The following is a 19945-nucleotide window of genomic DNA, read 5'->3' as shown; positions in this document are numbered from 1 at the left end:
ACCACTGGCAAGCACGATACCAGGGAGACAGTATGGCGTATTTCACTTTCACTTCGACACCATTGACTATGACAATATGTAGAGCGCTAATTACAAAGTACGCTAAGTCTATCGGCATTTTGCTCAGTATGTTTAGCTTTTTTGTTCATTCAGCTTCAGATAATCAGATCGAGCAAATAAAAACAGCAGCAGAACAACATATTCTTGCTACGGTTGATCAGCCTGATGGTGGCGAGCTATCTGTTAATGCGGCAGAGATCGACTCGAGAATAAAAGCAACGGATTGCCCTGTTCCGTTAGATACATCTGCCTCTTCCACCAGCAGCACGAGAAGTAACATCAATGTGTTAGTGGAATGCCAACCGGATGACTGGAAAGTCTATGTCCCTGTGAGGATCTCGGTATCAGTACCAATGATCGTCGCTACACGAACACTAGGGAGAGGAGAAATCGTCAGCGCATCGGATGTTACCACTTCCATGATCGAGCTACAGCGCTTTCGTAAAGATGGATTTTCTAGCTACGATCAAGTGGTTGGGGCAAAGCTAAAGCGTAATGTTCGCTTAGGCGATGTCGTAGAGAGAAATGATGTTTGTGTGGTATGCCGAAATGAAAAGGTCATTATCAAAGCGGTGAATTCTGGCATGACGATCACAACGCAAGGCACAGCATTGCAGGATGGTTCAGCTGGCGATCAAGTAAGAGTGAAAAATGATAAGTCGCAACGTATAATAGAAGGCATAGTGACTGACATTGCGGAAATCACTGTTAATTTTTAATACCCACTGGTAGCGTGTTTAAACTGATCAATAAAAATGCAAAAAATGACTAAAGTTATTTTTGCGCTGGTCGATAGTCTGGATACCAGTATTACGATACAAGGCAAAGGTTAAACATGGCAGGTATAGATAATATACGTTCAGGGCAAATGATGACGACAACAAGTCGCGCACCTGCACGTAACGATTCCAATGCTACCAGCACGACAGAATCAAAAAAGGCGCCAGCGCAACAAGACGCAGTATCACTCAGCCAGCAAAGTAAAGCCGTCAGTAAACTCCAGAAGGATATGGCAGCTTCTCCGGCATATGACAGCGCCAAAGTTGCAGCAATCAAAGAAGCTATCACAAACGGTTCATACAAAGTCGATCCTGAAAAATTGGCTGACAACATGATTAAGTTTGAAAACGAATTGCAAGGCAAAAGCTAACTGACTTAGGCCGAAGGTAAGTATTTTATGGCAGCATTAGTCGATCTCGTTAATTTCCAGCTAGAAAATGCTAAGGCACTTTCCGCTGTTTTACGCCAAGAAACACAAGCAATAACGGCGCGTGTCTCTACCGAGATTGAGAACATTGCCAAACAGAAGATGACGCTCATTGATCAGCTCAGAACAACTGATCAGCGAATCGCCTCTCACCCGCACGTCAATCAACTTACTGAAGATGAGCACCTAAGTCAGGTTGTTGCTCAAATCCAATCGATCGTCCTCGACTGTCAACAAGTTAACCAAGTAAATGGCGAATCGCTTAGTCGCGCACAGCTGAGCTTCAATAAACTCAACAACATGCTCCAGCGAACTCATGGCAAAGTTGGCATGACCTACAATGCGGGCGGAAAAACCCACACCATCTCGACGCTTGGCACCAATATAAAAGCTTAAACGTCACTCCTACCCTCAATTCCCGCGCTCACGTAGATATAAAAAAGCGACTCATTGTTACCAATCAGCCGCTCAAAAAGATTATCTGTCTAGTGAAATGGTTTAAAACAAAGTTTGCTGACGCTTCTCAGGCACTTGCTGAACTTCTCCATAATCACGTAGCTTATCCATCTTACGGATATCCAGACGCAGCTCAGTCACATAACTGTCTTCAACAAGATAACTACGCACAACTTCTGCACCACGAATTACACCATCGACGGCACCAGTGGTGCTTTCAATACCCAAACGCTGGTCTTGCAGCTCTGCACGTCCACTAACACGCATGCCATAAACTTGCTCTGCTAGCTCACGATAAGCATCAATTTTTGATGCGCGCATTGCACGTACACGCTTTTCTTCTACTGTGCGGCCTGTTTGCTCACTGACGCTGGCGTAGCCCACCGCCACTAAGATTTCATCTTGACGCATCTGTTGTAATGGCTGACACCCAACCAATATCAGTGTGGCAACAATAAATAATAACTTCTTCATGCTTCTATCCTATGGACGGAGAATCACAGTGTACGGCTGACGAATGGTAGGGTCAGAACGAATCAACACACCATCTTGTGTGCGGATGCTATTTAACGTATCTAAGTCACGCCCAATACGGTCAGCCGGAAGGAAACCTTGCGCTGTCGCTACAACTACACGGCTTTGCATGCCAACCACGCGTGCATTGACAAGCACTCCCCCCTCTTGGCGCAGCATCGTTCCGGTCAATACATACTGAATTTGCTGCTCTTGAGCTAAATCTTGCCAATCACGACTTAAAGCAAAATCGCCCTGTTGCGTCACTTGAATAGAGCCCGTAGTTTTGAAATCAACCACTTTAAACCCTCGGCGCTGAAACTGATGGATAAAACCTTCAGAGACCGAGTTACCTAACCAGTTTGTTGCATCCATATTTTGTAGATCAACAAACGAGGTAATCGCAATCGGTGTCCGCGCTGATACTGCCACATTAGAAACCATCAGGTCTTCTGTCATGCTCTCAATGAAAAAGTCCATCGTATGACGCGGACTATCCATCAGCATGAACTGGCTTCCCGAGTAAGGTTCTTTACCATTGTAAATCGGTGAGTACGCGCACGATGTCAGAAGCGTCATCATCGATGCAGCGACAAGCCACTTTTTCATGGTTTGATTCTCCAGATAATCTTAGGTGATACCGTTCTTTATTAATTCCTTTCCAAGAAAGTGAATATTGGAACAGTCTTTGCTTTTCTTTGTTTGCCTAACGAAGAAAAACCCACCAAACTTCACTGAATTTGTTAAAGCAATATTTATACCCGAACGGTTGTAACCAATGAAAAAAATATTAAACAGTCTGTTTTCAATCACTTTAGTGATGCTTGTGCCTTTTAAGGTAATGGCATCTTGGTATGAAGTCACAGGCGTTGCCACCATCGTTTCTTCAGAAGAGACGGCAAGGCTCCATGCGTTGGAAGACGCGCTGTTCAAAGCCGTCAATTTTTCGGGCGCAGATATTGGCAGTATTAGCAACTTGATGCCGCTATTAGAAGAAAGTCGCAACGAATACCAGTTTACCAATCATGAAGTCCGTTACATTTTGGTGGAGTCTGAACGCAAACGTCGCGGTAAAGTCGAGGTAAAAATCCGCGTTGATATTTATCCATCGGCAACGGGTTGCCACACCGATCAATACAAAAAGACAATGCTGGTCGGCAATATTGAGGTCGCATCACCACAACAAGCAGTGATGGGACAAATTTATCAAGTTGGTGACGATTTTAGCCACGTAGTGAACCGTCAACTTGATCAAACCTCACGCAGCTTTGTGTCTGTTGGTACAACGGACTACTCAATAAGCAGCAACTATCCTGCTCGCACTCAAATGATCGCGCAAGACAATGGCGCACAATACATCATTGGAGGGGTCATTACCGATCTCACTGCAACGGTCGAATCTCAACTATTGCAAGATGACATCATCAATCGTCAGTTTGCGTTAGAAATGAAAGTATTTGATGGTAAAACTGGCCATGAAATCTTCAACAAAGCCTACCGTGAGGTCGCGCGTTGGCCATTTGCTAAGACGAGTCAAGTGGACACTCGTAGTGCACGTTTTTGGGCATCGACCTATGGCGAGATGATGCTTCGCGTTAGTCGCAATATTATGTTGGATCTGGAGTCGGAGCTATCTTGCAAAATTACACTGCCAGAGGTTGTGGCAGTCTTCGGTAATACCGTAACGATGGATCTCGGCCGTATGCACGGCGTAAAAGAGGGAGACAAATTACAGCTTTGGCACACCGCGTCGTTTATCGACCAAAATGGATTGCCAAGAAACAAAGTCTCGCAAAGCGAAATTACATTAACGGTATCACGCATATACGAACACGAAGCGGAACTGACGATTGATCAGCCAAATTTAGCATCTAGCGTTCAAATTGGCGACGTAATGAACAAGATCCTATAAAAGCAAACATTAAGTCTTGAGATATGCTCACTTTTGAATATCATAGGCAGCGCATCTTATTTGATTATACCAATGACCGTAGCGAATCGTTCAACGTGATGCTGATACAGATCTAGGTAGATTGCTAGATTTGAACTCAGTAAAACAGTGCAATGAACTGCAACTATTGGTATTACGCCCCCATGGCACAGCTGGATAGCGCAGTCCCCTCCTAAGGGACAGGTCGTAGGTTCGAATCCTACTGGGGGCGCCATATCATAGCCTTAGCTCCCACTTGAGCTAAGGCTTTTTTGTATCTTCAATTTCAAGCCTCGCACTGCTCCCCCTAGTACATCGTGTTAGATAATCTTCCCAATAATCAATATGATCGGATCAGGTGTTTCGGTTACGGGATAAAGCCTTCTACTGATCTGACTTCTTCCCCTTGAAATCATTTCAACAAGCCCTATTTACAGTTTTGTATTTTATTACTTTAATTATCTATGAGTTTTGCTTACCCTTTTAGCTATTAATAAAATTATTAGTTAGCACTATGTCTAAGAGCAATTTAATAACTAACACTGGACACCGCTTTATTTCTAAAGGCAAGACAGCCTTTAAGATACATATCCATACCCCCGAGGATACGGTACTACACCGCTCGGTAGGATTTGTTCGTATTGGAGAAAAGAAAGGCTTACAAAAAGCCATTAAGCTGAGAAACGAGTTAGGCCGGCAAATGTGGGGCAAATTCTGGCGACGTCTTTTGAAAGACCCTTACCTAATGACCAGGCTTCCACATAGCGTTGAGCCTAAAATCGTTCACAAGCCTAACCCTACTCTTGAAAACCCTGACAACCGAGATACGTGTTACATCGCCAAGTGGCGAGAGTTCAATGATGACGGTGAGTATAAATATAAAACGGTGGTTCGCTCTATTAGTAAGTACGGCAAACTTGCCGCCTACATGCAAACCAAAAAAGCGTTGTTAGAAGCACATAAAGATAACTTGGAGATCCTGACATTTATGGGGCGTTTAAACAGCATTGATCTTAAGTAATACCTAGCCACTTTGAACATTTCAGTCAGTTTTTAAAGAGAAATAAAAAGCCCCAAAGAGCGAACTCTTTGGGGCTTTCAGCTTCAGTCTTCTATACTACGGTCGAATAGGAGCTTATTGCTGAACTTGGTATTCAAATTCTGGAACAACGACTTCTACGCGACGGTTTTGTTGACGACCTTCACGAGTGTCGTTTGAAGCGATTGGGTTGTTTTCACCTTCGCCACGAGCTTGGATACGTGATGAATCAATACCTTTTTCAACCAGTGCGTTAGCAACAGACTCAGCACGTTTTTCAGAAACTTTTAGGTTGTAAGCTGCTGGACCAGACGTATCTGTGTAACCTACAACTTCAACGTTCGCTTGTGGGTGCTCGTTTAGGAAAGCAACTAGGTTATCAAGTTTTGCAGCGCTCTCTGGTTTTAGAGTTGTGCTGTTTAGATCGAAGCTACCTGTACCAATTGTTTGAGTTTCGAATGTTTTCGTAACTACAACTGGCTCTTCTACCACTTCTTCTACAACCACTTCTTCAACAACAACTGGCTCTTCTACGATTACTGGCTCATCGTTGCCGCCGAATTTGAAAGAAACACCTAGTGTTGCAGTGTTACCTGTCGCACGAGTTACATCGTTGCTGATGTCAGTTAGTGTTTGGTATTCCGCACGAGCTGTTACGTTTTGGCTTAGGTTGAATTCAAGACCAGCCGCGCCTAGGTAAGAGTAATCATCTTTGCCATCAAACATTACGTAAGCGCCACCCACTTTACCGTAAAGTGCGATGTCTTCAGTGATTGGTAGGCTAAATTTAGGAGCAAGAGTGATTGCTTCTACGTGGCCACCGAAAGAAGTTTGGTTAAAATCACCGATGTTGTCGAAACCCGCTTCTACTGCGAAGTATTTATTCATTTCGTAACCAACAAAAGCGCCAAGAGTAGAATCATCTTTGTCACAAGCCTGGCCCGCTACACACGCGTCTTCCATCCATGACTTACCCATCTTACCACCAACGTATACTTCTGCTTGTGCTGCTGAAGCCATAAGTAGAGACGCTGAAATTACCGCTGCTAATTTTTTCATTATTGATTCCTCTAAAGAAGTTCTTTTGTTAGATGCCGAAATGCGCCGTCTGACTGACGTTGTATTTCAATTCTTTTTATTCATTCCTTGAGTGAGATACTTAGTCAGCTTCTTTTTATGCACATGCATTTTTTTTATGGAAGCAACTTACGTACATTTCCTGTTCAGTGATACATATCGCCATCTCGGTATCGCTGACGGGATGAACTATAACGCTAAGAAATCGCGAGAAAAATCCCAATTCTGTCAATTTATTGTCATCAAAAATCTCGACAACATGTGATCTTAAGCAAAAAAATCCCCACGCAATCACGACGCAAACGTTTGCTTTGTTTTTTGGAACAACATAGCTAAAGCAAAGGTTTTTCTTAAAAATGAGACAAATAAAATGGAACTTTAAGGAAGATGGATAAAAATCAATCAGATATTTGATATATAATCGCTCGTTTTTTATTCATGCCAACGATATTTGGATTAAAAAATCTTATCCATATTGAGGTAAATTACAGGTGAAACCATCTCTTCATTCACCAATATGAGAGAAAGTTTCTCGTTATCTAAATTGAAGATACAAAAAAGCCGCGGTTGCTCACCGCGGCTTTGTGACTATTTATTCAAAAGAACGTTCAGTTCAAAGCAATTATGCGTTTGCTTCACGCTCAGCAATGAACTCAAGCGCCATCTTAATGCGAGCAATACAACGCTCTTTTCCAACCAGCTCCATTACTGCATCGACAGAAGGAGACTGACCGCCGCCTGTTACAGCAACACGTAATGGCATACCGATTTTGCCCATGCCGATTTCCAACTCTTCACATACTGCTGCGATAACGCCATCTTTGATGTTCGCTGTCGTCCACTCAGTTAGTGCTTCCACTTTCGCTAATGCAAGTTCTAGAGGCTCTTTAGCCACGCCACGTAGATGTTTCTTCGCTGCGCCCGCTTCAAACTCAGAGAAATCTTCATAGAAGTAACGGATTTGCTCAGCTAGCTCAACTAGCGTGTTGCAACGCTCACCCACTAGCTTGATCACGTCAGTGATAGCAGGACCATTCGTTACGTCTAGTTTTTGTTGATCTAGATGCCATTGTAGATGCTCAGCAACGTACGCAGGATCTGAGTTCTTGATGTAGTGGTTGTTCAACCATTGCAGTTTGTCAGTGTTAAAAGCAGACGCTGACTTAGATACTGCGTTTAGGCTAAATAGATTGATCATCTCTTCTTGAGAGAAGATTTCTTGGTCACCATGAGACCAACCAAGGCGCACTAGGTAGTTGTTTAGTGCCGCAGGCAGGTAACCCATATCGCGGTATTGCATGACTGATACAGCGCCGTGACGTTTAGACAGTTTCGCGCCGTCATCACCCAGGATCATTGCACAGTGTGCAAATGTTGGTACTGGCGCACCTAGGGCTTCGTAGATGTTGATTTGACGAGGCGTGTTGTTGATGTGGTCTTCGCCACGAACAACGTGAGTGATACCCATGTCCCAGTCATCCACTACTACACAGAAGTTGTAAGTAGGTGAACCGTCAGTACGACGAATGATTAGGTCATCCATTTGATCGTTGCGGATTTCAATGCGACCACGGATTTGATCATCAAATACTACGCTGCCTTCTTTCGGGTTACGGAAACGGATAACACATGGATCGCCATCTTTTGCCGCTTCGTTTGCTGCTTTGATTTTTGGATGGTTAGCATCGTAGCGAGGCATTTCTTTATTTGCTTCTTGCTCTGCACGGATTTCATCTAGCAGCTCTTTAGAGGCGTAACATTTGTAAGCTTTGTCTTCAGCAAGAAGCTTATCAACCATTTCGTTGTAACGGTCAAAACGTTGAGTTTGGTAGTAAGGACCTTCATCCCACTCCAAGCCTAGCCATTCCATGCCTTCAAGAATTGCATCAACCGCTTCCTGAGAGTTACGCTCAAGGTCTGTATCTTCGATACGTAGAACGAATTCACCACCTTGGTTTTTAGCGTATAGCCAAGAGTAAAGTGCAGTACGCGCACCACCAACGTGTAGATAGCCAGTTGGGCTAGGAGCAAAACGAGTTTTAACCGTCATTTGAGTTCCTTAGGGGTAATGAGCAACGAGAGATCTCTCGTTGTAATGTCAAGGATAAAAGTGGCGACATTTTACCACCGTAAGTCAATTCTACAATCGGTTTGACAACAGAAATAAAAACAGGGCAGAACCAAAAAGGCACAGCCCTGCTATTTACTGTTAAAGCACGAGACGAAATTACTTCAGGTTACGCATTGCCCATTGCATAAATTCTTGCTGCTCTTCACGGCTCAATTCATTAAACGATGCTTTGATTGTTTTGGTTTCCGCTGGAGAAGACGCAATGCTTGCCTTAGTCGATTCTTTATTCATTGCGTTATTATAGTCGGCAACTTCTCGTTCATAATCACGAAAACCTTGCAAACCACCTTTACGAAGTTGAACCATAGAGAATGCCACTTCTTTTCCGTTTTTGTCTTTCAATACCACTTTAGGATCGAGTTCGAAGGCTCTCGCCTCTTCAATAGTACGGAATGTTTGATAAGTCAGAGAAAGCTCGGTGTCTTTTTCTGCATCAAACTCTAATACCAGCGGCTGCGAATCGAATTTACGGCGCTTTCCATCTTCAAATACGATTTGTCCAACCGTTACCGCCAATTGGTTTTCCCCATCCTTTAACTCGATGCTGTTATTTTTGGAAATCCACTCAGGGTACACGAACTCACCGTTGAGAACGCGAGGAACCAGTTCAGCTTGCAGAGTCAGTTGAGCAGCAAAAGCAGGCGCAGAAAGCATTGCGCAAAGTCCGAGAAGTGTCGTTGTTTTTTTCATCGTGGTTTCTCACTTTATACCAATTTAGATAAGCCTCTGAAACTTACAGGCCAGTCATTCCAAAGGCTTATTTGAATCAGTATCAAGACAAAAAGGGCGTTTCCGCCCTTTTAGCTACTTCTTTATTAGAAGTAGTATTCAACACCCACAGAGAACTCGTCGTAGTCAGCAGACTTCCAACGTGCTTCTGTTGGTTTATCTAATTGAGACGCACCGTCGCCAAAGTCTAGAGTACGAGCACGTACGTACAGCACTGCCGATGGGTCTACGAAATACATAACTTGTGCTGATAACACATCGTCCGCTGTATCGTTAATTTTCTTACCATCACGCTCGAGATCAAAGTTAGCGGCGTAAGCCAGTTTGTATTGCCAATCACCCGTGGTGTACATGATAGCGGCAGACATTGCATCTTGCTTTTCACTCACACCATTGCTTGCGTCCGCTTCCATGTATTTGTATTGCGCAAAGAAAGAGATCCCGTTATCAAACCAGCCTTGTGCCCCTACCAAGTACGTGTTGTTTTCCCACGTTTGGCTTTCCATCTTGATATTACGGTTACCTTCATATGCCGCATCTAACTGGATAGGACCAATTTTGTAGTGTGCTGCGATACCACCCCAGTAGTCATCCCCTTCACCTAGACCTGCTTTATCACCTGCACCAGCTGCGATATCTAAGGAGAATTTGTCAGCAAACATTGGAGAGTCCCAGCGGATAGTGTTTGATTGACGGTCTTGGTACTTGGCGCCACCAATAGCACCACCCCAGTCGTATACATCGCCCAGGCCAGGGTTAGATGCTGGCCAGTCAACCAATTCGTACATAGGTGTCAAAACGCGACCCAGACGAATTTGACCCCAAGATGCACTTTCAAAACCGACGAATGTGTCACGTTCACCAAGACCTGCGCCCTCGCCACCAAAGCTAGGGTCTACATAACCGCCTTCGATTTGCCAAATAAAAGTAGGGTCGAAGTTAGCAAATTGTTTTTTACCACGGAAACCAATACGAGATTCGTTGTTTAGCTGCATGCCACCCAAATCATCGTCCGTTGCTTTGCTACCAGAATCGTAATCGCGGTACGCGGCCTGCATCGCGATGATTCCGTAAACTTCATAAGAAAATGAATCTTTGGTTAGAAACTCTTTTGCTGCGTCACTGTTTGCACCATCAGCAAATGCAGCACCACTGAACATCATGCCGGTAATTGCCGTGGCAAGTAGGCTTTTCTTTAGGTAAGACATTATAAACCCCTATATTTTTAGTTTTTTCCATTTTCAAATTCACTAACTAGGACATGGCAGGAACTTGAAACAGTGTTTGGACGGGGCAAATATGACAAACTTTTTTCGCACTAAAAAACTTTCCCTACAGCAATCTGAGCGACTTCAAAATGAGAAGATCAAAAATAAAATAAATCAATAAAAAACAATTACTTAACATCAAATATAAAAAATAAAAAACGTTAAAAGTACGTTTTGACACTGAACTGACATTGAGAGCATCTAAAAAACGTGAGCGACTTCATTCATCTTTTAGGTGTTTTAACGGAACTTTATATTCAAAGAGAAAAAACCTTGAGATCACTCGCAAGTAAAATGACCGTGCACTTGTGGGATTCGAGAGATTTTGACGAAATTGTTGTGAGTAGCAAATGGGTATTGACCTTACCCTTGCAGGAAGGTTTAAGCTCATAGCATCACTACTATTGAGGTGCAGATTATGTATCAGTTAGTTATACCTTTATCAGGGCTCAACTGCATGGGCTGTGCGAGAAAAGTTGAGAATGCTTTACATGCGAATCACGATGTGGAGATCCTCAATTTGTCCCCGACGCAAGTAGAGGTCAAAACCGAGTCTTCTCTTAAAGAGCTCGTCTCGTCGATTGAATCTCTTGGTTACCAAGCAGGAAATCACTACGAGCTAAACCTTTCAGGCTTAAGCTGTGGCGGTTGCGTCAAAAAACTTTCATCTTTATTAGAATCTAATCAAGACGTTATTTCTTTTGAGGCTTCAACAACGCACTTAGAGATTCGTACCCTCCTCTCCGAGCAACAAGTGATCGACTTAATAGCAACACTCGGCTATACCGCCAACCTTGATTCTGTTGAAGTAGAGAACGAAAGCTCACCAGAGACCGAACAGGTAGAAAAGCAAAGCAATATTAAAGATACGCAGGTGCCACCAGCGAGTATTCAATTGCAAATGCTGATTCAAGGCATGACGTGTGCGAGTTGCGTCTCTTCAGTAGAGAAAGCACTTACTAACGTAGAAGGCGTTGAGAAAGCACAGGTCAACCTTGCAGAACAAAGCGCACTAGTATTCGCAAGCCAAGACTCTGATGACCTCCTTAACGCAATTGTTGAATCGGTAAAACAAGCCGGTTACCAAGCAGAGATCCTACAAGACGCCGCAACCCAGCAAGAAAAGCAAGCACAGCAACAACGTCAGCAGCAAAAACGCTTCAAACTGGATGCTATTGCTGGCCTTGTCGTCGGTGCCCCTTTAATGATTTGGGGCGTTGCTGGCGGCAATATGATGATTCGCAGCACCAACGACCAATTAGCTTGGGGCGCGATCGGTATCGTATGTTTACTCCTTCTTGCCACAGCAGGGAAACACTTCTTCAGTAACGCTTGGTTAGCGGCTACTCACAAGCGAGCCACCATGGACACGTTAGTCGCGCTCGGTACTGGCGCAGCGTGGTTCTATTCGATGCTTGTGGTGATTTTCCCAGACTGGTTCCCTCTTGCTTCACGCCACGTGTACTTTGAAGCGAGTGCAATGATCATCGGCTTAATTTCTCTTGGTCACTATATAGAAGCAAAAGCCAAAGCAAACACAACACGCTCATTGCAAGCTCTGATTAACCTGCAACCTCAGCAAGCTACGGTAATCACGGAACAAGGCGATCAACAAATAACGGTTGAGCAAATCACGCTAGGCATGAAGCTGCGTATCAAACCAGGCGAGAAAGTGCCTGTTGATGGTGTTGTGATTCAAGGTGAATCATACATTGATGAGTCGATGCTCACTGGTGAACCAGTACCAGTGTTAAAAGCACAAGAGGCTCAAGTGTCTGCCGGGACATTAAATACCGATGGTGGATTAGTCATTGAGGCAACGGGCATTGGCGCAAATACCATGCTGGCTCGTATCATCCGCATGGTGCGCACAGCGCAAAGCAGTAAGCCAGCCATCGCGAAACTGGCAGACCAGATTTCATCGGTGTTTGTCCCTGTCGTTGTTGGCATAGCAATACTGGCCGCGCTCGTTTGGTTTGCCGTTGGCCCAGAGCCAAAAGCGAGTTATATGCTGGTGGTCACCACAACCGTCCTGATCATCGCCTGCCCTTGCGCTCTAGGCTTAGCAACCCCACTTTCTGTCACGGTGGGAGTGGGTAAAGCCGCAGAGCTCGGCATTCTGATCAAAGACGCCGACGCCCTGCAATTGGCAAGCAAAGTCGACACGGTTGTATTCGACAAAACTGGCACGCTTACCCAAGGTAAACCTAGCGTTCAGCAAGTGTTTACTCACGCCACCAGCCAAGAAGATCTATTGGCTTTAGCGTATGCGGCAGAGCGTCAGTCTGAGCACCCACTGGCAAAAGCGGTATGTGATTACGCCAAACGACACGACGCAAAGGATGTCTCATTAGACAAGTTTGAGAACGTTCGCGGGCGCGGCATTTTGGCGACGTATCAAGATAAACCGCTGCTCATTGGTTCGCTTCAATTTATGCAAGCAGAGAACGTCGAGACTAGCGCACTAAAATCTGCCATCGATGAATGCGCAAAAAATGCGTGGACTCCGGTAGCTGTGGCATTGAACGGCGAACTGATCGGTCTGCTCGCCATTGCCGACCCGATCAAATCAGATGCGAAACAAGCGCTCTCTGCATTAAAATCGCAAGGCATCAAAACGGTAATGCTGACAGGCGATAACCAACACGTTGCCAATGCTATCGGCCAAGAACTTGGTATTGATGAAGTGATTGCCCAAGTAATGCCAGATGAGAAAGCTCAGCACATTGAGCAACTTCAATCTCAAGGACATGTCGTGGCAATGGTGGGGGATGGCATTAACGACGCCCCTGCTCTCGCGTTATCCAACCTAGGTATTGCCATGGGTAGCGGCAGTGATGTCGCCATTGAAAGTTCGCAAATGACCATCCTGAACACGTCACCAATGGCGGTAGTACATGCGATTGAACTCTCTCGCGCTACACTTAAAAACATGAAGCAAAACCTATTTGGTGCCTTTGTTTACAACTCGTTGGGTATTCCAGTTGCCGCTGGCGTGCTTTACCCAGCGTTTGGATTTTTGCTCAGTCCTGTTGTCGCAGGAGCGGCAATGGCACTGTCTTCAATTACTGTCGTTAGTAATGCAAATCGACTACGACTGTTTTCAGTAAAGTAACCACTTCTTTTTGAGGGTATTATGAAGTTGAAACTATTGACCTTTGCAATGCTTGCGACCGTGTCCGCCAACGTATTGGCAGCCGGTGTTATAAACCACAAATCGCCATACTGTGGCTGTTGTGGAGAATGGACAAAACACATGGAAGAGAACGGCTTTACGGTCGAAGAAAAATTGCACGATGACATGAACGCCATCAAACGCGATCTAGGCATCAAGAATGAACAGCTTTACTCTTGCCACACGGCAGAGATCAACGGCTATCTGTTTGAAGGTCACATTCCAGCCGAAGACATTAAAGCGTTTTTGAAAAATCCACCACGTAACGCAAAAGGCCTATCAGTACCGGGCATGCCAATGGGCTCCCCTGGTATGGAATATGGCGACAAAAAAGACAGCTACACCGTTTACGCCTTTAACGAAAAAGGACAAGTGTTCGAATATAGCCACCACGAAGGCAACGGCAAATAAAAACAAAGCCCAGCGAGACAAACCGCTGGGCTTTTTCTTAATGGACAGTTAAGACAAATATAAAATTAGAAGCCGTAAGAAGCACCAAATACAAAAGCGTTATTCACTAGGCTGTCACCACTCGCGTTTTCTGCACCGTGTGCTTGACTACGGAACTCAAAGTAAGGTTGAACACCTTTACGAGTCCACGTTGCACGAAGCTCGTGGTCCATGGTTTCCGCTTCAATCATGTAGACGTTGTTGTAGCTTAGCGTCACATCCTCATTCATCACGTAACCGATGCGGTTGTCCATGCGGTAATCTGTATCCGCATCTGCGTCTGTCGCATCAATGTGCGCACGAGTACGGTTACTTAAGGAGATGCCGTTATCGAAGTTGTAACCGATCTTAACCAATGGACGGTACTGTACATTCTCGCCAGCAGAGAACAGGTGTTGGTAACCCGCGGCAACCCATAAATGATCGGTAATATTAAATGACTGCTCACCACCCACAGTGATTGCTGGTGTTGTGTTACCTGCGCCACCGTTTTCTGTTTCCAGTTTACCCAACTGAATACCATCAAATTCGGTATAAACCGTAAAGCCGCCGAATTGGTTATCAAAAGTATGACCAGCTTCCAGTGTAGACGTAACGTCCGAACCATGAATTCGACCATCATCGTGGAATTGAACATTACCTGTTACGTAAGAAGAACCAGCAAAAGCGCTAGAAGCGAAAGCGAGAGAAAGAGCACTCAGTGCAAAAATGTTTTTCATAATTACTGCCTTTATTTATTCACGTTATGCGATAGTTTTAGAGGGCATCTCTTCCCTTTTATCGCAAACTTTGGAATGTGCCTCCTTGGCGTTCGCAATATTGTTTCAATTAATTCGCGATGGAAAATAAAACATTTTAAAAAGTGATCTTGTTCAAACCGAAGCTCAAAAACCCTGATAGAAACATGGGAAATACAGGCACTTACCGTATTTTTATAAAATTATTAAAAAAATAGAAGTGTGATCGTAAACAGATAATTTATTGATATTTATCAGATTAAGTCGATCCGGTTCACAATAACCTTGACCATTACAACCCAAAACTTATTTATCAATGAAAAATAATTAGACATCGATCACGCTTAATTTCCTAAAAAAATAAAGAAAGCCCCAACATGATGTTGAGGCTTTGCCAAAAAATTAACTTACAAGAATCGAGTTATTTCACGCTGGTCACTCGACTTGCTTTCTCACCGGTTGCTGACACAGAACGGATAAACACTTCACCTTTCACATTTGGACGAGCATTATCTGCGTAAGTTAGCCAGTTCTTGCCGTCTAGAGAGTATTGAAGCTTCACACCCGGGAACTGAACGTTCATTGCCAGTTTACCCTCTTCAACTTTCGCACCTGGTACAGGCAGGCGGTAGTCGATACCCGCTTTTTCTAGCTTAGCCAGTTCGCGTTGGCCAAGTACGTTCGCAAAGCGGTTGTAGTCTTGGTTTAGCGCAGCTTTGTTTACTAGGTTAGAGTTTTGCGAGTATTCAACACCCACTTTGTAGTCGTTTTCCCAATCAGCACGGTGCCATGCACGTTCAGCGGCTGCCAGTACGCGAGGGAATACCATGTACTCGTATTGCTCGTCGTTACGTACTGTCTCAGACCACAGCTGTGCTGATAGACCATAGAAAGGTTTCGCTTTGATTTCACCTTTACCAGTGAAGCCGTTACCATCGCGGTCTACAGAGGTTTCTGCGTTCTGAGGCATGTTCTCTGGTGCAAAACCAAACATCTTACGCGTATCGGTTGCACGCGTCGCCCAGTAATAACCACGCTCTTTAGGGTCCACTTCGTATGGCATGTCCATGTACACGTAGTCTGGGTTAGAAACGATAACGTCGTAACCTTTCTTAGACCATTCGTACACTGATGATGTGCCACCCCAGTAAAGAACGTCCCAGAAGTTAACACGCGTGTTTTCTGTTGCGAACGCTTTCTCACCTTCGCTGTACTTAAGGCCATCTTGCCAAGCTTGGAAGTTTGGAATGCCCTTCTCTGCCACCATCTTCGACACTTCTTCTGCAAAGTGGCTTGGTAGATGAGCAAAATCGCTTACCGTACCGTCTGCAATTAGCGTCTGACATTGTGGTGACTGTGCGAATGGCTTGTCTTGCTTAGACAAATCAATGTTACCCTTCCAGCTTACTTTGTCTTCTGCGTTGATGTCTTGCAGACCAGCGCCTAACTTGATGTTCTTCGCTTCATCACCACCGAAGTGCCATGTTGTTAGCGGCGTACCCGCTTCTTGGTGCATTGCTGCTACTTCTGAAATCACTTTATCAACAAAACGAGTGGAAGATTCCATACATGGGTTGATGAAGCTTTGCTTGTTGTAGAACTGAACCGTCGTTACGTTCGATGTATCTTGAGGGTCCATCAGGCGGTACTCGTTCGCTTCGGCTTCTTTGCCTTCTTCCATTAGACGGTCGTAACGTGCTTCCATTGATATCACTGCGGCACGTGCGTGCGCTGGCATATCGATTTCAGGAATCACTTCGATGTTACGCGCTTTCGCGTACTTCAAGATGTCCACGTAGTCTGCTTTGCTGAAGAAGCCAGAGCCAAAGTTGTCTGTCGTTGCGCCTGAGCCAAGCTGAGGCAGTAAACAGCTTTTCTCTTCCAAATCGAAACAACGGTTAGCACCCACTTCAGTCAGCTCTGGCAGACCCGGGATTTCTAAACGCCAGCCTTCATCATCCGTTAGGTGAAGGTGTAGTTTGTTCATCTTGTACGCGGCCATTTGGTCAAGCGTTGCAAGAATCGCGTCTTTAGAGTGGAAGTTACGAGCCACGTCCACCATCACACCACGGTAATCAAAACGCGGCGCATCTTTAATAGACAGTTGTGGTAGAGAATCAGCATTTTGGCTATCTACCAGGCCAAAGATAGATTGTACTGCGTAGAAAGCACCTGCTTGGTCAAACGCTTTAATCGCAATACCGTCGCCTTTGATGCTCATTTCGTAAGCACCAGATTTTGCCAATTCACCGGTGAAGTCTGCAGGAACAACAGTGATGCTTACAGGAAGATCACCACGAACATCCACACCTACCACTTCTGCACGATCTTGAATTGCTGCGAATTGAGTCGCATCGAATGCGTCTTTAGGCAGCGCAATACCGGCCGCGATATCTACCGTACCGTTACCTGCTTCAACAGACAGTGGCGTTGGTAGTAACGTGGTTGATACGTCTTGTTTTGCTAGGTCTTCGTTCTTCTCGAAACGAGACACAGCGTTTGCAAATACGTTGTTGTCATCTGGCGTACGTTTTAGGTTGTTACCCTCAAGGCCAGTCACGAAAGATGCAACGTCTTCTGTGTTAAGAGAAGCGATCATCTTAGGCTCTGCATTTGGTGCAGCAACGAAAGCGCCTGGCATGAAGTCAGTTTCAAATAGCTGCCAGTATTCAGCAACAAGAGGAAGCACAACCTCTTCACCCGCAGCAAACCCATCAAACTTATCTGTTGGTTCTAGTTTGTGTAGATCACCCGTTACGCGAGAGATTTTGAACTGTTCGTTTTCAACATCCAGAATCAGACGAATGCTGTGGAAGTAAATAGCCCAATCTTTTGAGTCAACCGCTTCACCTTGGTTAACCAGCGTCATGTTTACCTTGTTACAAGACGCCCACTCAGCCCCTAAGTCCTGACAAGCAAGACCTTCGTTTGCACCGTGGTTAGTCAACACTTGGTATTGAATATCAAGATTATTAGCCAACGAATTTACAACTTGTTGTTCAGAGCTTTTCAGCGCAGAGCAACCTGCTAATGTAGTGATAACAGAAACAGCAATCAGACTAGGTTTAAACATCTTACTTCCCCAAAAAAGTCAGTGGTTCAAAACGACAATGATAAAAATCTCGGCCCCTCAAATGCGAGGTACCTAACCGTTACATTCAACATACAACCTGTTATTTCTAAGCGTAAAATAAATAGAAATAGGAAGTGATCCAGTTCAAAAAATGACACTCAGCAAAAACAATAAAAACCTAATTTTCATGGAGTTACAATACACGTCAAAATCGAACAACTTGTTTTGACGAGTTTGCTGCGATCTAGGTCACTTATATTCATGAGTTACGACTGATTTTGTAAGATTTGGATCACGCCTAATTATTTTGTGAACCATTAGTAAGCGAATTACCTATTTACCTTTCGTGAAGTGACTCTCATTTATTCGTCGTCAAAACTCGTCAATATTTTTAGAAATGACGATTTTGTCGAATACACCACTGGAGAAATTGCACTTAACCTCACGCTATTTTGCGTATAAAGTTTAAAGGTATCTTATCTGAGGGCCACTCTATGTTTCGTCTCTTGACGCTCATATCATCTCTACTTGTTACTTTGACTCCTTTTTCCTCTTATGCAGAGCCACAGCATTGGTTAGCGAAAAAAGGGGAAACCGAACTTATGATTATTGGCTCGGTACATGTGGGGGATAAAACGATGTACCCACTCCCTAGAACGGTCATCCAGCACTTAAGCCAAAGCGCAGGGTTGATTATTGAAGCAGACGTCAGGAATTCTGAAGGCTTGGTTTACCCACAAACAACCATTCTTTCTAAAGATGTTTTAGACAGAGCTCAACGTCGCCACTTAATTGAAATTGCCCAAGATTTAGGTTTGCCAGAAACTCAACTCCTAAATTCCCCACCTTGGATGGCTGCATTCACCATCCAACTCGCTTTAGTCAACAAACTGGGGTATGTCTCTGATAAAGGGGTCGACATGCACTTAATAGGACTCGCTGATAAAAAGCAAATCCCGGTCATTCCACTGGAGTCCGTGCAATTCCAAATCGATTTAATCGCAGGTCAATCAGAAGGCGGTAAAGAGATACTTCTCTCGTCAATTGAAGAATATGATGGCGGAGAAGAGTTGGTTCAATGCTTGATAGAGAGTTGGAAGAGCGGTGATGGTAGCATGTTGGTCGAAGCCTCTTTGACCGATCATACAACAGAAGAGTTTAACCAAGCCTTTTTATACGAGCGTAATCGAGATTGGGCTAAAAAACTCGACACTGGCAGTGTTCTACCTCAGCAAGCGGGTCGTTACACCGTTGTTGTTGGTGGCTTGCATTTAGTAGGTAAAGATAACCTGATTGAACTGCTTAAAAATCGGGGTTTTAACATCAAACCACTGGGTAAGACGCGCCAAGCAAATTGTGATATCTAGTGATTGTTTGAAAAATGCCATTTAAATACAATTATTTAAATACAACCATTTAAAATTCATTCAAACTTTCTTATAAATCGCCGTTAAGCTAAGTGGATACAAAACAACTCATATGAAATTTAAATATTTATTCCTATACACGATTGGAATTATGCTCACTTCTTCGCTGTCTTATGCTAAACCGCCATGCAACGTAGAAGCTTTTCAAGCTATTGATATAACTCCGGAAGTAAAAGGCGGTGTTTTAGATAAAGAGAGTGGTCAATTTCTTATTACCGAAAAACCAATGATGCGTTGCGCGAACATCACGTTTTCAACAGCCCACACTCGAAATCGCGTTGCACATATGATGAACCAAGGCTTTGAAGCGGTTTACTATGATGGAAATACAAGCAAATCTCACTCAGTAACGTTTGATGAAGACGATTTAAAAGCGGGTTACGTCAAGATTGGTCCAAATCACCCAAAGACCGCTTATGTCTGCTTCACTACTTCTGAAACTCCTATCAATACTATCTCGTGTGACATCAAGTAATAAATTTACTCACTCTAAAAAATGAAAAGGCCCTACATTTCTGTAGAGCCTTCCTCTCAATACGTGTCGGTGAAGTGCCATATTCGAACATCAGGCGAACCCCAATTTGATTCGATACTATTGAAGTCTAAAATTACTAGCGCTAAAAACGACGAAAGCCTGCTCATTGAGCAGGCTTTCTAAAAGTGGTCGGTGAAG

At 44.2% G+C, this 19945-nt stretch carries 17 protein-coding genes and 1 tRNA gene; 10 read left to right on the top strand and 8 right to left on the bottom strand.

What is annotated here, in order from left to right; translation table 11 throughout:
* The first annotated feature begins 32 nt into the window (after nt 1-32).
* The 3 genes from flgA to R7E42_RS21890 all read left to right on the top strand — a co-directional run bounded on the left by flgA (nt 33) and on the right by R7E42_RS21890 (nt 1663).
* On the top strand, nt 33-779 hold the full coding sequence (flgA, locus tag R7E42_RS21900) for a flagellar basal body P-ring formation chaperone FlgA (RefSeq protein ID WP_005382020.1): 747 nt from the start codon (nt 33-35) through the stop codon (nt 777-779).
* A gap of 116 nt (nt 780-895) precedes the next feature.
* A complete protein-coding gene (gene flgM / locus R7E42_RS21895) occupies nt 896-1210 on the top strand; it encodes a flagellar biosynthesis anti-sigma factor FlgM (RefSeq protein ID WP_005382018.1) in 315 nt (104 codons plus the stop codon).
* A gap of 27 nt (nt 1211-1237) precedes the next feature.
* Entirely contained in the window at nt 1238-1663 is a 426-nt protein-coding gene (locus R7E42_RS21890) for a flagella synthesis protein FlgN (RefSeq protein ID WP_005382015.1), read from the top strand.
* Between the two features lie 102 nt (nt 1664-1765).
* On the opposite strand, the gene flgP is transcribed toward R7E42_RS21890, so the two are convergent.
* Nucleotides 1766-2197 (bottom strand): flagellar assembly lipoprotein FlgP, encoded by a 432-nt coding sequence (gene flgP / locus R7E42_RS21885; RefSeq protein WP_005382014.1) that lies wholly within the window; start codon nt 2195-2197, stop codon nt 1766-1768.
* Between the two features lie 9 nt (nt 2198-2206).
* The gene (locus R7E42_RS21880) at nt 2207-2845 is read right to left on the bottom strand and encodes a FlgO family outer membrane protein (RefSeq protein ID WP_005382013.1); all 639 of its coding nucleotides are present in this window, start codon (nt 2843-2845) and stop codon (nt 2207-2209) included.
* Nucleotides 2846-3014: 169 nt separating this feature from the next.
* On the opposite strand from R7E42_RS21880, the gene R7E42_RS21875 reads away from it, so the two are divergent.
* The 3 genes from R7E42_RS21875 (at nt 3015) to R7E42_RS21865 (ending at nt 5187) form a co-directional block, all read left to right on the top strand.
* On the top strand, nt 3015-4148 hold the full coding sequence (locus R7E42_RS21875) for a flagellar assembly protein FlgT (RefSeq protein ID WP_005382012.1): 1134 nt from the start codon (nt 3015-3017) through the stop codon (nt 4146-4148).
* Between the two features lie 176 nt (nt 4149-4324).
* Nucleotides 4325-4401: transfer RNA gene (locus R7E42_RS21870), tRNA-Arg, on the top strand.
* Between the two features lie 279 nt (nt 4402-4680).
* The gene (locus R7E42_RS21865; RefSeq protein WP_005382011.1) at nt 4681-5187 is read left to right on the top strand and encodes a hypothetical protein; all 507 of its coding nucleotides are present in this window, start codon (nt 4681-4683) and stop codon (nt 5185-5187) included.
* 114 nt (nt 5188-5301) lie between these two features.
* Here R7E42_RS21865 and R7E42_RS21860 read toward each other — a convergent pair whose 3' ends face one another.
* The 4 genes from R7E42_RS21860 to chiP all read right to left on the bottom strand — a co-directional run bounded on the left by R7E42_RS21860 (nt 5302) and on the right by chiP (nt 10350).
* Nucleotides 5302-6264: an OmpA family protein gene (locus R7E42_RS21860; protein WP_005382010.1), complete on the bottom strand. Its 963-nt coding sequence runs from the start codon at nt 6262-6264 to the stop codon at nt 5302-5304.
* A gap of 640 nt (nt 6265-6904) precedes the next feature.
* On the bottom strand, nt 6905-8332 hold the full coding sequence (gene gltX, locus R7E42_RS21855) for a glutamate--tRNA ligase (RefSeq protein WP_005384075.1): 1428 nt from the start codon (nt 8330-8332) through the stop codon (nt 6905-6907).
* Between the two features lie 177 nt (nt 8333-8509).
* Nucleotides 8510-9103, bottom strand: coding sequence for a DUF2057 domain-containing protein (locus tag R7E42_RS21850; RefSeq protein WP_213973554.1), 594 nt, complete (start codon nt 9101-9103; stop codon nt 8510-8512).
* 125 nt (nt 9104-9228) lie between these two features.
* The gene (gene chiP / locus R7E42_RS21845; protein WP_005382007.1) at nt 9229-10350 is read right to left on the bottom strand and encodes a chitoporin; all 1122 of its coding nucleotides are present in this window, start codon (nt 10348-10350) and stop codon (nt 9229-9231) included.
* 478 nt (nt 10351-10828) lie between these two features.
* On the opposite strand from chiP, the gene R7E42_RS21840 reads away from it, so the two are divergent.
* Nucleotides 10829-13525: a heavy metal translocating P-type ATPase gene (locus R7E42_RS21840; RefSeq protein WP_213973555.1), complete on the top strand. Its 2697-nt coding sequence runs from the start codon at nt 10829-10831 to the stop codon at nt 13523-13525.
* Between the two features lie 21 nt (nt 13526-13546).
* Nucleotides 13547-13996, top strand: coding sequence for a DUF411 domain-containing protein (locus R7E42_RS21835; RefSeq protein ID WP_104975943.1), 450 nt, complete (start codon nt 13547-13549; stop codon nt 13994-13996).
* Between the two features lie 65 nt (nt 13997-14061).
* Here R7E42_RS21835 and R7E42_RS21830 read toward each other — a convergent pair whose 3' ends face one another.
* Nucleotides 14062-14754 carry an oligogalacturonate-specific porin KdgM family protein gene (locus R7E42_RS21830; protein ID WP_005382004.1) on the bottom strand — a complete coding sequence of 231 codons (693 nt, stop codon included), beginning with the start codon at nt 14752-14754 and terminating at the stop codon, nt 14062-14064.
* 439 nt (nt 14755-15193) lie between these two features.
* Entirely contained in the window at nt 15194-17845 is a 2652-nt protein-coding gene (locus tag R7E42_RS21825) for a beta-N-acetylhexosaminidase (RefSeq protein ID WP_318072989.1), read from the bottom strand.
* A 494-nt stretch (nt 17846-18339) separates the two neighbouring features.
* Between R7E42_RS21825 and R7E42_RS21820 the strand changes: the two genes are divergently transcribed.
* Nucleotides 18340-19212 carry a TraB/GumN family protein gene (locus R7E42_RS21820; protein WP_213901877.1) on the top strand — a complete coding sequence of 291 codons (873 nt, stop codon included), beginning with the start codon at nt 18340-18342 and terminating at the stop codon, nt 19210-19212.
* Nucleotides 19213-19363: 151 nt separating this feature from the next.
* Nucleotides 19364-19747, top strand: a complete 384-nt coding sequence (locus R7E42_RS21815; RefSeq protein WP_005384085.1) for a hypothetical protein — start codon at nt 19364-19366, stop codon at nt 19745-19747.
* Nucleotides 19748-19945: the final 198 nt, after the last annotated feature.

Origin of the sequence: Vibrio sp. Vb1337, assembly GCF_033338715.1 — a bacterium.
Classification (GTDB): Bacteria; Pseudomonadota; Gammaproteobacteria; order Enterobacterales; family Vibrionaceae; genus Vibrio; species Vibrio alginolyticus.
Note: the sequence above shows the minus strand (reverse complement) of the source record. Positions and strands in the feature narration are given on the sequence as shown.

Coding starts and splice junctions, on each gene's coding strand:
- flgA (WP_005382020.1), top strand. CDS start 33: ATGGCGTATTTCACTTTCACTTCGACACCATTGACTATGACAATATGT.
- flgM (WP_005382018.1), top strand. CDS start 896: ATGGCAGGTATAGATAATATACGTTCAGGGCAAATGATGACGACAACA.
- R7E42_RS21890 (WP_005382015.1), top strand. CDS start 1,238: ATGGCAGCATTAGTCGATCTCGTTAATTTCCAGCTAGAAAATGCTAAG.
- flgP (WP_005382014.1), bottom strand. CDS start 2,197: ATGAAGAAGTTATTATTTATTGTTGCCACACTGATATTGGTTGGGTGT.
- R7E42_RS21880 (WP_005382013.1), bottom strand. CDS start 2,845: ATGAAAAAGTGGCTTGTCGCTGCATCGATGATGACGCTTCTGACATCG.
- R7E42_RS21875 (WP_005382012.1), top strand. CDS start 3,015: ATGAAAAAAATATTAAACAGTCTGTTTTCAATCACTTTAGTGATGCTT.
- R7E42_RS21865 (WP_005382011.1), top strand. CDS start 4,681: ATGTCTAAGAGCAATTTAATAACTAACACTGGACACCGCTTTATTTCT.
- R7E42_RS21860 (WP_005382010.1), bottom strand. CDS start 6,264: ATGAAAAAATTAGCAGCGGTAATTTCAGCGTCTCTACTTATGGCTTCA.
- gltX (WP_005384075.1), bottom strand. CDS start 8,332: ATGACGGTTAAAACTCGTTTTGCTCCTAGCCCAACTGGCTATCTACAC.
- R7E42_RS21850 (WP_213973554.1), bottom strand. CDS start 9,103: ATGAAAAAAACAACGACACTTCTCGGACTTTGCGCAATGCTTTCTGCG.
- chiP (WP_005382007.1), bottom strand. CDS start 10,350: ATGTCTTACCTAAAGAAAAGCCTACTTGCCACGGCAATTACCGGCATG.
- R7E42_RS21840 (WP_213973555.1), top strand. CDS start 10,829: ATGTATCAGTTAGTTATACCTTTATCAGGGCTCAACTGCATGGGCTGT.
- R7E42_RS21835 (WP_104975943.1), top strand. CDS start 13,547: ATGAAGTTGAAACTATTGACCTTTGCAATGCTTGCGACCGTGTCCGCC.
- R7E42_RS21830 (WP_005382004.1), bottom strand. CDS start 14,754: ATGAAAAACATTTTTGCACTGAGTGCTCTTTCTCTCGCTTTCGCTTCT.
- R7E42_RS21825 (WP_318072989.1), bottom strand. CDS start 17,845: ATGTTTAAACCTAGTCTGATTGCTGTTTCTGTTATCACTACATTAGCA.
- R7E42_RS21820 (WP_213901877.1), top strand. CDS start 18,340: ATGTTTCGTCTCTTGACGCTCATATCATCTCTACTTGTTACTTTGACT.
- R7E42_RS21815 (WP_005384085.1), top strand. CDS start 19,364: ATGCTCACTTCTTCGCTGTCTTATGCTAAACCGCCATGCAACGTAGAA.